12 protein-coding genes are annotated in these 10,385 nt (G+C 53.6%); 10 read left to right on the forward strand and 2 right to left on the reverse strand.

Going from position 1 to position 10,385, the window contains the following annotated elements; genetic code table 11:
- Positions 1-37: 37 nt before the first annotated feature.
- Positions 38-607 carry a signal peptidase I gene (gene lepB, locus IGQ15_RS08090; RefSeq protein ID WP_297050605.1) on the forward strand — a complete coding sequence of 190 codons (570 nt, stop codon included), beginning with the start codon at positions 38-40 and terminating at the stop codon, positions 605-607.
- On the opposite strand, the gene IGQ15_RS08095 is transcribed toward lepB, so the two are convergent.
- Complete coding sequence (locus IGQ15_RS08095; RefSeq protein WP_297050607.1) at positions 604-909, reverse strand: hypothetical protein; 306 nt, start codon at positions 907-909, stop codon at positions 604-606. The genes lepB and IGQ15_RS08095 overlap by 4 nt on opposite strands.
- A gap of 447 nt (positions 910-1,356) precedes the next feature.
- Between IGQ15_RS08095 and IGQ15_RS08100 the strand changes: the two genes are divergently transcribed.
- The 8 genes from IGQ15_RS08100 to cruF all read left to right on the forward strand — a co-directional run bounded on the left by IGQ15_RS08100 (position 1,357) and on the right by cruF (position 7,251).
- Positions 1,357-2,190: a DUF975 family protein gene (locus IGQ15_RS08100; RefSeq protein WP_297050608.1), complete on the forward strand. Its 834-nt coding sequence runs from the start codon at positions 1,357-1,359 to the stop codon at positions 2,188-2,190.
- A gap of 4 nt (positions 2,191-2,194) precedes the next feature.
- Positions 2,195-3,520, forward strand: a complete 1,326-nt coding sequence (locus IGQ15_RS08105) for an aspartate aminotransferase family protein (protein WP_297050611.1) — start codon at positions 2,195-2,197, stop codon at positions 3,518-3,520.
- Between the two features lie 48 nt (positions 3,521-3,568).
- Positions 3,569-3,868, forward strand: a complete 300-nt coding sequence (locus tag IGQ15_RS08110) for a hypothetical protein (protein WP_297050613.1) — start codon at positions 3,569-3,571, stop codon at positions 3,866-3,868.
- 88 nt (positions 3,869-3,956) lie between these two features.
- Positions 3,957-4,424 (forward strand): VOC family protein, encoded by a 468-nt coding sequence (locus tag IGQ15_RS08115; protein ID WP_297050616.1) that lies wholly within the window; start codon positions 3,957-3,959, stop codon positions 4,422-4,424.
- The gene (locus IGQ15_RS08120) at positions 4,421-4,699 is read left to right on the forward strand and encodes a glutaredoxin family protein (protein WP_297050618.1); all 279 of its coding nucleotides are present in this window, start codon (positions 4,421-4,423) and stop codon (positions 4,697-4,699) included. The genes IGQ15_RS08115 and IGQ15_RS08120 overlap by 4 nt, the downstream gene beginning before the upstream one ends.
- 147 nt (positions 4,700-4,846) lie before the next feature.
- Entirely contained in the window at positions 4,847-5,560 is a 714-nt protein-coding gene (locus IGQ15_RS08125) for a TrkA family potassium uptake protein (RefSeq protein ID WP_297050620.1), read from the forward strand.
- Positions 5,561-5,570: 10 nt separating this feature from the next.
- On the forward strand, positions 5,571-6,257 hold the full coding sequence (locus tag IGQ15_RS08130) for an energy-coupling factor transporter transmembrane component T (protein WP_297050623.1): 687 nt from the start codon (positions 5,571-5,573) through the stop codon (positions 6,255-6,257).
- 79 nt (positions 6,258-6,336) lie between these two features.
- A complete protein-coding gene (gene cruF, locus IGQ15_RS08135) occupies positions 6,337-7,251 on the forward strand; it encodes a gamma-carotene 1'-hydroxylase CruF (protein WP_297050625.1) in 915 nt (304 codons plus the stop codon).
- Here cruF and priA read toward each other — a convergent pair.
- Positions 7,207-9,633, reverse strand: coding sequence for a primosomal protein N' (gene priA / locus IGQ15_RS08140; RefSeq protein WP_297050627.1), 2,427 nt, complete (start codon positions 9,631-9,633; stop codon positions 7,207-7,209). The two genes, cruF and priA, sit on opposite strands and share 45 nt — an antisense overlap.
- Positions 9,634-9,875: 242 nt before the next feature.
- Here priA and IGQ15_RS08145 point away from each other — a divergent pair, with 242 nt between their 5' ends.
- Complete coding sequence (locus IGQ15_RS08145; RefSeq protein ID WP_297050630.1) at positions 9,876-10,343, forward strand: hypothetical protein; 468 nt, start codon at positions 9,876-9,878, stop codon at positions 10,341-10,343.
- Positions 10,344-10,385: the final 42 nt, after the last annotated feature.

The following is a 10,385-nucleotide window of genomic DNA, read 5'->3' on the forward strand; positions in this document are numbered from 1 at the left end:
ATAAAATAGGGAGGTTTCTCTAAATCTGCCCTTAATTATGTCTGCTTCGGCAACGAATTCCCCTTCCCACTGGCGATCGCTACGCAATAATGCCCTGTTGATTGGGGTAGCGGTGCTGATCACGCTACTGATTCGCGTTTTTGTCGCGGAGTCGCGCTTTATTCCCTCAGAGTCTATGGAGCCAACGCTTTGGCCGGGCGATCGCATTGTGGTCGAAAAGATGACCTATCGCCAGCGATCGCCCCAACCGGGGGATATTGTTGTTTTCTATACCCCGCCCCTCTTGCAAACCCTTGGTTATCGCGCCGATCAAGCCCTAATTAAACGAGTGATTGCCACCGCCGGGGATACAGTTGCCGTCCATGATGGCCGAGTTTGGGTCAACGATCGCCCCCTCGAAGAACCGTACATTGCTGAGCCACCCGTTTATACACTCTCCCCAGTCACAGTACCAGACAATATGCTCTTTGTCATGGGCGATAACCGCAACCACAGCAATGACTCCCATATCTGGGGATTTTTGCCCCTTGAGAATGTCATCGGTCGGGCGATCGCCTGCTATTGGCCCCTCAACCATGCAGGTAAAATTTCCTCCCCGTCTGCCTAATAGGTAACCAGCCGCATCATTGTGGGGTTGGCATTATCCACCAGTCCCCATTCAGCGGGTAACGGTAGCACTTGTCCCACAGGGGTTGTTTGCGTTGCTTGGACGCAATCGGTCTGCAAGCTGTAGTTCCCATTTCGCAGACTTGAAGCTTGGGCAGGGCGGCTGACTTGACAGGTTTTAATGACCGTTGCTCCCACCTGTAGCGTGCTATGGGTTTGGCTGTGAGCCAAGGGTGTCCAAGAAAACACCGCTACCAAACTCAAGGCGATCGTCGCGACAAGAGACTGCCGCCAAAACTGCATGCTGAACATAATTCCCCCGCCTTCCCTTTATCGGGAAGTCATTGACGAAATCACTTGTAACAATCCCTTAGATTCCTTCCCCCGCTTTTGGAAACGTGAGGCTTTGAGTCTTGAACGGTGAATACTAAGGTATTGACTGCAAAGAAAAAATGTGAGGAACTGTTTAGAGTTGTAGGTAACTCACTTACTTTCCCTACACTTTTATTGTAGTCTTTGTAACCAAATCTAGTACAATCCTGTATAAGCTAGTTACAATCCTTTACAAAAGTTCATGATTGAGTCTTAAATAGAAGCCTTGTCCCATGGATTGAACACACTTAACATTTTGAAAATGACTACAGAAAAGACGTATATCCGATGTTTTAGAACGTGAAGAAGTGACACATTGACAATTGGTGCAGCCCCAAGCAATCGCTAGGCTAAAGGCAAACCCTTGGAACCGCCAGTATGTACAGTGAGTCAGAACATACTCCCCAAGCGATCGCTAACCGACCCTATCAAGTACGGATTGGTCAATACCTCAATGAGGGCTGGCAAATTTTCAGCACTCAACCCGCTGCCTACATTGGTTTTCTCATTCTGACAACCATTATCAATGGTGTGCTCAACAATATTCCGGGGGCTGGCCCAGTTGTTAGTGCGATTTTGGCAGGCTTCTTTGCCGCAGGCTACTACTTTTTCAGCTTTCGCATTGCCCGCAACCAAAGACCCGAATTTAGCAACTTCTTTAATGCCTTCAAAAACAACTACTTTCTGCCCATTTTTTTGACGAACACACTCATTGGTTTGATTACGAATGTGTTTGTGATCAGTGCCAGCATTCTATTCCTGATTGCGGGCTTGCCCTTCTTTCAAAGCATACTCGAGCAGGCAGCGGCTGAAGCAACAGAACCCGATGCCGACTTAGAACAACTGCTAGCGTTACTGGAGCAGCTCCCCTCTGTGCCAGATGCCCTTACCCCCGTTTTAATCTTGGCGGGTGCCATCCTGCTGCTGCCGGGGGTTTACTTTGGGGTAGCCTATATGTTCGCTGTGCCTTTGGTGGTGGAACACCGGTTTGATGTGTGGCCAGCCCTAGAAACGAGTCGCCGCTTGGTCTCCCGTGATTGGTGGAGCTTCTTTTTCCTCAACGTATCAATTATTTTCTTCAATACTTTGGGCTTTTGCCTCTGCTGTGTAGGGCTGCTGGTGACTATTCCTTGGAGTAGTTGTGTCATTGTGGCGGCCTACCGCGATATTATTGGCCTCATGCCCACCACTGACAATACCAACCAGTTTTAGTGCAATGACACTGCCCACCCTTGTGGATCTCAACCTCGACCCCTTCTGGATGCCCTTTACGGCCAACCGCCAGTTCAAGCAAAGTCCCCGGCTCCTCGTCTCGGCGGCGGGCATGTACTACAGGAGTATTGATGGTCGTGAGATTCTCGATGGCACCGCCGGGTTGTGGTGTGTCAATGCTGGGCATTGCCGTGCGGAAATTGCCAGCGCGATCGCCCAACAGGCGGCAACCCTAGATTTTGCCCCCACCTTTCAGATGGGACATCCGGGACCGTTTCAGGTGGCCGATTGCCTGCGTGCCCTTACCCCTGACCCCCTTAACCATGTCTTTTTTGCCAACTCTGGCTCTGAGGCCGTGGATACAGCCTTAAAAATTGCCCTTGCCTACCATCGGCTGCGGGGAGAGGGGACACGGCAACGGCTCATTGGGCGTGAGCGGGGCTATCACGGAGTTGGGTTTGGTGGGATTTCAGTGGGGGGAATTGCTCCCAATCGCAAGTTCTTTGGTTCTCTCTTGGCAGGGGTAGATCATCTGCCCCACACCCACAACCTTGAGCACAATGCCTTCAGCAAGGGGCAACCCGCTTGGGGAGCACATTTAGCCGATGAGCTAGAACGCTTGGTGGCGCTGCATGATGCCTCAACGATCGCGGCGGTAATTGTCGAACCCCTCGCTGGCTCTACGGGGGTATTGATTCCGCCCCAAGGGTACTTGGAACGCCTGCGTGCCATTTGCGATCGCCACGGCATTTTGCTGATCTTTGATGAAGTCATCACAGGTTTTGGCCGTCTCGGTGCCCCCTTTGCCAGTCAGTACTTTGGTGTGACTCCAGATCTCATCACTGTTGCGAAGGGTCTAACCAATGCCGCTGTACCCATGGGAGCGGTGATTGTCCGCGATCAGATTTACGACACCTTCATGCAAGGACCAGCGGGGCAAATTGAGTTTTTCCATGGCTACACCTATTCGGGACATCCCCTTGCCTGTGCTGCCGCCTTGGCAACCCTAGAGATTTACGAGAAAGAAGCCCTATTTGAGCGGGCGGCTTCCCTTGCACCCTATTGGCAGGAGGCCATCCATAGCTTACGGGGTCTTCCCCATGTCATTGATATTCGCAACTTGGGTTTGGTGGCAGGGATTGAATTGGCTCCACGGGAGGGGCAAGGAGGGGCACGGGGCTATGATGCCCTCTGTCGTGCCTTTGAAGCGGGACTGCTGATTCGTGTCACGGGCGATATTATTGCCCTCTCGCCGCCACTGATTGTGGAGCGATCACACATTGATCAAATGGTGGACATTTTGAGTCGTGTTCTCCGGGAACTTCCCTAAGCACCGCAGCGTCAAAATCTGAGCATCACTCTCTCCTTGGAGGCTTTTATGTTACGCTTCCTGCCGTTGGCCATCAGTAGCTTAGTCACGCTGCTGGCGATCGCTCCCCCCAGTCGTGCCGCCTATCCCCTCTTTCCTAATCAGCCGGGTGTCGATGTCTTTTTCCCAGGGCTAGAGTCCTTTGGGCGGCGACGGACACCACAGTATGATCCCTACAATCCGATCATTTACCGTCCGCCAGGGCAATCTCAGACCTACATTATTGTGCCAGTGCCCTATCCACCTCGCCCAGTAATTTACCCACCCCCCTATTACCCCTACCCGTGCTACCCATTCCGTTGTAGATAGAAGAATCTATGCACTGGGGAGATGCCTGAGGTGGGATTTCCCTGTTACAATGGCAGCTAATTTAGCCATTTTTACTCAAGAGAGATCTATGGCGCAGTTGACGATCGCTCCTGTTTTATGTCACCTTGCCTTTCCCGTCAGTAATTTGGCGGACACCAAAGCTTACTACATTGATGGGTTGGGCTGTGAACCGGGGCGCGAAAATCCCCATTGCCTGATCATGAAGTTCTATGGCCATCAACTGGTGGCTCACGTCACCGATGAACCCTTAACCCCACCCAAGAGCATTTATCCACGCCACTTTGGCTTGATTTTCTTGGCACAGGCTGACTGGCAAAACCTCTGCGATCGCGTGATGACCAAGGGACTTGACTTTTACCAGCCACCGCGTACCCGCTTTGCCAATACCCCCCTAGAGCACCAAACGTTCTTTCTTGCAGACCCCTTCCACAACCTGATTGAAATTAAGCACTACCGCCATGTAGAAGCGATTTTTGGCCTGCGGGACCACCGTCATATTGGCGATACCCCCCTTGTTTCTGCGCCTCAACCGTGACCCATCTGATTCTCTATAGCAAGCCCGGCTGTCACCTCTGTGAAGGACTGCAAGAGAAGCTAGCCACCCTGAGGGAATTTACCCTTGAGGTACGTGACATCACCAGCCGCGATGATTGGTGGCAGGCCTATCAATACGAGATTCCTGTTCTCTACCTAGTGATTGGGGCGCAAGTGCTTCCCGTACCGCGCTTTTCTCCCCGTGCCAGTGCTGCACACATTCGTCAGCGACTGCAACAACTGGCTAATGCAGGCGGATCAGCGTCCCCTGATTAACGGCATCATCAATTGACGGGGTACCGCCTTTTTCACAGCAATCGAATACGGCCAAAAATTTAATAGCTAGATTGCATCCCCCCTATGTATCCCATATGTTAGAAAAGGGTCGTCATCGGCATCGCAAAGCCAATAGGAAACTTACGAATGGTGGATTTTGGAGCAATGCTCTTTCGCGGGCGGGGGGTCAAAATCTCGCAGCAGTATGCGGTGATTGGCCTAGGGCGGTTTGGCCGGGGGGTGTGCGAGACCCTGCACGGCATGGGCTATGAGGTGCTCGGCAGTGATAACCAAGAGCGATTGGTGAATCAAGTGCTGCAGGATCATATTGTGGATCATGCGATTCAACTGGATTCTACGGACCCCCAAGCCCTGAAGGAGGCGGGTCTTTTTGAGTTTGAAACGGTCATTGTGGCCATTGGCAATCATCTCGATGCCAGTATTATCACGACATTGAACCTGAAGGAGGCAGGCGTGCCCAATGTCGTTGCCAAGGCTTCCTCAGAGATTCATAAAAAACTCCTAGAGCGAGTCGGGGCAGATCGGGTGGTCTTTCCAGAGTATGAAGCAGGTTGTGAACTGGCGCGATCGCTCACTCGGCCAGCGATTCTCGATTGGTTTGACCTCGACCCCGAAAAAAGTATTGTGGAAGTCAAAGTGCCTGAGGCATTTCACAACCGTACGGTTGCCGAGGTGGAACTCCGTAGTCGCTATGGTCTCAACTTAATTGCCCTGCGCTTTGATGATAAGTTTGAGATCAATCCCAGTCCCAACCAGAAGCTCAATAAAGGGGACATCATGGTGGTGATTGGTGCCAATAACGATATTGATCGCTTTTTGCGTAGTCAACATATTAATTAGGGTATAACCCTTGAGCTTTCGCTGCTGGTCGCCGCCGGCACGGGTGATGGCGATTCTCCTGTGGATTTTTTGCATTAGTAGTTTGCGGCGGTTGGAAAGTCTGGCGATCGCGACCTTACTGGTGGCGCTCCTCTATCTCCTGAGCCATGTCCCTTGGCAGCGCTTTGGCAAACGTCTCCAGCAGATGTGGCTCTTCTTTCTGGGACTGTGGTTACTGTTGGCGGTTACCGCGTGGCCGATCGCGCTGCTCCTCACGTGGCGTTTGGTCTTGTGTCTTGCCCTTGGCGTGGTGTTGCTAGAAAGCTTGACGTTTAGTGAATGGGTGCAGGTCTGTCGCTGGTGGGGGCTACCCCCCTTGTTGGTGGATACACTGGCCTTGACCTATCGCTATCTTTTTGAGCTAGAGGGTCAGTTGGCACAAATGCAGCAGGCACTCTTTCTGCGCGGATTTCGTTTGAGTTGGCACCGCCTTCGCCCGTGGGCACAGGTGATTGGTATCTTTCTCCTTCGCGCCGAGGAACGGGCAGAGCAGATCTATCTAGCAATGCGGCTGCGGGGCTATGGCCAAGCGCTTCAGCGTCGTCCTCAATTTTCTGAGGGGGCGCCGTGGAGTTGGGGGCTAACACTGAGTGCTGGCTTGGGGGCGGGATTGTTGGCAATTTATGACGCTTTTGGGGAAATTCAACTACTTTTTTGAGGTTAGCGGAATACACCAAGAACGGTGATGCATTACTATATTAACATTTGTAAATGATTGCCCCTTTGAGATTGCCCCTATGAAACCCAAAAACGCCCTTTTCGTTGCGGAGCAGGTGTGCCTGGTTGGCCACATTGTGGCCATGGCCTTTGGCTTAGCGGGGTTGCTCCTCGTCGTGCCCCATCCCGAGTTTATTCTGGCGTTGCCCGCGTGGGGTCAGCAGCTTTTTCAATGGAGTATGGGAAGCGGGGGTGTCGTTTATATTGTCCTCGGTGCGCTGGCGATCGCCCTTCACACCTATCGCAACTTTGGCCTTGGCAAACTCTTTGGCTTTTTGCTGCCAGCGGTAGGCATTTCCCTTGCGAGTGAACTGTTGGGGACAAGTACCGGCTTTCCCTTTGGCCATTACGGTTACCTTAGTGGTTTGGGGTACAAAATTGCTGGACTGGTGCCCTTCACGATTCCCCTCTCTTGGTTTTATATGGGGCTAGTTACGTTTCTTTTGGCCTACAGTGGCTTCATCAGTCGTCCGCTGCGGGAAAGCAAAGGCGTGGGCTTGGGGGCAGCCTTGATCACGGTGGGCTTGGGAGCAATCTTTTTAACGGCTTGGGATTTTGTCCTTGATCCGGCCATGAGTCAAACCACTATTCCCTTCTGGCAATTTCAGGATGTCGGTGAATTCTTTGGTATGCCCTACCGCAACATTCTGGGATGGACGGGCACAGGGGCCGTGTTTATGGGGCTGGCGATGATCACGTGGTGGCCAAAACGAATGGTGGTGAACCGTGGGCAACTGATTACTCCTTGGGTGGTGTATCTGGTGAATTTTGCCTTTGGGGCGATGATTACGCTCACGTCCTTGGATCAACGTTTTTGGATTCCGACAACGCTGGGATTTGTTTTGGGGGTCGTGCCGGTCACAGCGCTGTGGTGGTTTGCCGAAGCACCCCTAGAGAAAGTTCAGGGGGTCAACATCAATACTGAGCCGGGTTGAGCGGGGACACTGCTCCTTGAGGTGCATCAGGGCTGGGCTGAGGTCAGAAACTCGTTCTAGTTTGCCCTTGAGTAAAATTTGCCAGCGGTAGCGGCCAGCAATTTTGGCGATCGCGGCCGGGGCGGGGCCAAGAACTTCCCATTCTCCCTGAGACACTGGGGCTAACGTCTGGAGCTGTTGGGCGATCGCCTGAGCCGTTGCGGCAACGTCTTCAGGATCGGGACTACTCAAGCGCAGAAGGATTAGTTGGGCATAGGGGGGATAGCCCAAGGGGGCACGGCTACTTAGCTCCTGTGTGGCAAAGGTGTCCCAGTCATAGGCCTTGACTGCTCTAATCACCGGATGCTCCGGCACATAGGTTTGGAGAATCACTTTACCCGGGTGCGCACCCCGGCCTGATCGCCCCGCCACTTGGGTGAGGATTTGAAACGTGCGTTCTGCCGCCTGATAATCCGGCAAGTGCAGGAGACTATCGGCAGCCAAAATTCCCACGAGGGCGACCTGCGGCAGATCAATCCCCTTCGTCAACATTTGGGTCCCCACCATGACATCGGCTGCGCCGGCGGCAAATTGAGTCAATAACTGGCGATGGGCACCCTTGCGTTGGGTCGTATCACTGTCAAAGCGCAGTACCCGCAACTGCGGTAAGAGGCGATTCAGTTCGCTCACCACCCGCTGCGTGCCGCCACCAAAGGGCTTGAGATAAGGGGAGGCACAACTGGGACAGCGCTGCGGTACGGCTTGGCTATAGTTGCAATAGTGACAGCGCAGCACTTCCATCTCCTCGCCAAAGAGATGTCCAGTGAGAGACACGCTGCAATGGGGACAGTAGATCGCCGTGCCACAACTGCGACAGGAGACAAAGGTACTGTGGCCCCGCCGAGGTACAAAGAGAATCGCCTGCTGTCCCTGAAGATTCCCCAGAGCGTCTTGCAGCGAAGGACTGAGCATGGAACGGTTGCCACGGTGTAATTCTTGGCGCATATCCACCAGGGTGATGGGGGGCAGGGGCGTGGCGTGGATACGCTGGGGGAGGGAAAGAATCTGAAGCTGTCCGGCTTGAGCAGCCTGCCAAGTGCTGAGGGCAGGGGTGGCGGTTCCTAGAATCAGGGGACACTGTTGTTGGCGCGATCGCCATTGGGCAACGGTACGGGCATGGTAGCAGGGCTGAGGTTGATCCTGTTTGTAACTGCTGTCGTGCTCTTCATCAAGAATGATCAAACCCAAGCCCACCAAGGGCAGCAGTACCGCCGATCGCGTGCCGATGATGACCCGTGGCTGCGGCATCAGCGTCAATCGCCAAGTATCGTACCGCTCTCCCTCACTGAGACCACTGTGGTACACCAGCAAGCGTTCACCAAAGCGTGCTCGCACTCGATCCGTTAGTTGGGGGGTCAAGCCAATCTCCGGTACCAGCAGCAAGGCTGATCGCCCTCGCCCTAGGCACTCAGCTATTGCTTGCAGATAGACTTCCGTTTTGCCCGACCCCGTGACCCCATGCAGTAGAAAGGTTTGGGCACAGTCTAGATGTTCGGAAATGGCTTGCAGGGCAGTGGCTTGGGCAGGGGTGAGGGTTTTGGGCCTATCCGGTGTCACTGCTACCCCCTGTTCAATGCGGCAGTGCTGCTGCTCGACAATGGCAACGTATCCCTTGGCAGCAAGGCGATGGAGGGTTTGGGCGGTTGTGCCCGTGGCCTCGAGCACCTCTTGTAGCCAGCAATCACGACCCTGTTGCTGCAAATAGCGGAGGATTTGGCGCTGCCGCTGTGTTAAGGTCTCCCCTTCACTATTGAGGAGGACTACGGCCTGTTGCTGTTTTGGCTGTTGACTGGCGGGTGCCGCTAAGTAGGTTTCCACCAAGCCAAGGCGTTCAAGTTCTGCGAGGGCACGCTGCACCTTGGGAAGCTGTTGCTGGAGGTAGCGTACACTGTAGTCCCCCCTGCCCTTCGTTTGGAGAAAGCGCAGCAGATGTTGCCCTTGTTCGGAAAGGGGGGGAGTCCCCTGTTGTGGCCGTAGCCGCACCCGCCGTTGCGATCGCCCCAAGACGCCCGGCGGCAGAGCAGTGCGTACCACTTGGATCAAGGGCGTGCAGTAGTACGTGGCAATCTCTTCTAACAGTGCCCAATAGTCTTTGGGGAAAAGGTGCTGATCGACAATCGCCAGGAGCGCTTTCACCCGCTGCGAATCCAGCGTCGGCGGTAATGCCGCCAGCACTTCTAGGACAATCCCCCGCACCACCTGAGAGCCAAAGGGCACTTCCACCACATCGCCCCCCCGCACACACCAACCCACAGGAACTTGGTAAGTGTAGGCCTCGCTTGCCCCCGGACAGTCGACAAGCACACTGGTGTAGATAGAGGGTTGTTGAGGTGCTAAGGTCATCGAATCGTTTAATTGCTTTTTAAGTTCCCCAACCACTCTACATATTTCTTTATTTCTTGAGAATTTCGCTATTCCACAGCGCGGATTTGATCGCTAGGCTATGAGGTGGCCGTCAAGCTGACGGGGACGTTGCGATGGCTTGATATTTTTCCTTGAGCTTTCCTATGCTTCTGGCAGTCACTCCCCTGATCCTACTGGCACAGGGATCCTTTCTACCACAGCCAGATAAGAATGGAAATTATATGCAGACAACCCATCCCTATTGGAAGGTTGTTGCTCCTAAACCAGTGAATTGTCGTTTGGCGCGATCGCTCAATGATGAGGTGCATTGCTGGATGAATCACAGTATTTGGGCTGCTTTACTACTGTGCCCAGTTCTTGCTCAAACGCCAAACCTACCCCCACCCAATCGCAATGGCGACTATATCAGCCGCACCAGTCATCGTACTTGGGTAGGGGTTGATCCCGATATCAATGGTCTCACCTGTCGCTGGTCAGACAAGGTGCCGCAGGAGTGGTACGCCCCCAAGGCCCGTTGGCCAGATCTGGAGATTATGCACTGGCCGCTAGTGCGCCGCTTTCCTAGAGGAACTGTTCTAACGGCCACACCCGCAGGCTTTGCCACGATTACCGATAGTCGCGGTTTGCCTTGGCTGAAGGTATCCATTGGTGAAGAGGAGCGCATTTGCTTGGTGCGAGCGAACCGCTGATTTATTCGTCCGCGCTAAGGACATGGGAAAATAGGAAAGACT

Source organism: Thermosynechococcus sp. M98_K2018_005 (assembly GCF_015295825.1).
Taxonomy (GTDB): domain Bacteria; phylum Cyanobacteriota; class Cyanobacteriia; order Thermosynechococcales; family Thermosynechococcaceae; genus Thermosynechococcus.

What these genes read in the sequence shown, in the direction of transcription:
- IGQ15_RS08095 (WP_297050607.1), bottom strand. Translation starts at nt 909, where the DNA reads ATGCAGTTTTGGCGGCAGTCTCTTGTCGCGACGATCGCCTTGAGTTTG.
- priA (WP_297050627.1), bottom strand. Translation starts at nt 9,633, where the DNA reads ATGACCTTAGCACCTCAACAACCCTCTATCTACACCAGTGTGCTTGTC.
- IGQ15_RS08115 (WP_297050616.1), top strand. Translation starts at nt 3,957, where the DNA reads ATGGCGCAGTTGACGATCGCTCCTGTTTTATGTCACCTTGCCTTTCCC.
- IGQ15_RS08110 (WP_297050613.1), top strand. Translation starts at nt 3,569, where the DNA reads ATGTTACGCTTCCTGCCGTTGGCCATCAGTAGCTTAGTCACGCTGCTG.
- IGQ15_RS08105 (WP_297050611.1), top strand. Translation starts at nt 2,195, where the DNA reads ATGACACTGCCCACCCTTGTGGATCTCAACCTCGACCCCTTCTGGATG.
- IGQ15_RS08100 (WP_297050608.1), top strand. Translation starts at nt 1,357, where the DNA reads ATGTACAGTGAGTCAGAACATACTCCCCAAGCGATCGCTAACCGACCC.
- lepB (WP_297050605.1), top strand. Translation starts at nt 38, where the DNA reads ATGTCTGCTTCGGCAACGAATTCCCCTTCCCACTGGCGATCGCTACGC.
- cruF (WP_297050625.1), top strand. Translation starts at nt 6,337, where the DNA reads ATGAAACCCAAAAACGCCCTTTTCGTTGCGGAGCAGGTGTGCCTGGTT.
- IGQ15_RS08145 (WP_297050630.1), top strand. Translation starts at nt 9,876, where the DNA reads ATGCAGACAACCCATCCCTATTGGAAGGTTGTTGCTCCTAAACCAGTG.
- IGQ15_RS08125 (WP_297050620.1), top strand. Translation starts at nt 4,847, where the DNA reads ATGGTGGATTTTGGAGCAATGCTCTTTCGCGGGCGGGGGGTCAAAATC.